Raw genomic sequence first — 203 nt, forward strand, 5'->3', positions numbered from 1 at the left:
CCAACTGGGAGCGGTTCACTGCAGTCGTGCCGCCGCGCCGACCCCGCGCAGCTGCAGGATTGTGGCCCGGCACCGGAATTCGCGGGGCTGACGAACTGGATCAACGCCGACCAGCCGCCGAGCCCGCAGGACGGTGGTGTCATGCTCGTTGATTTCTGGGCGTACGCCTGCATCAACTGTCAGCGTGCGGGGGAGCACATCAC

Annotated in this window: 1 pseudogene; it reads left to right on the plus strand. The window is 67.0% G+C overall.

Annotation, left to right across the window (positions count from 1 at the left end):
- Positions 1 to 203: pseudogene (locus HMPREF2990_RS05855) on the plus strand (cytochrome c biogenesis protein DipZ); the annotation flags it as partial.

This window comes from Corynebacterium sp. HMSC071B10 (assembly GCF_001814825.1).
Lineage (GTDB): Bacteria > Actinomycetota > Actinomycetes > Mycobacteriales > Mycobacteriaceae > Corynebacterium.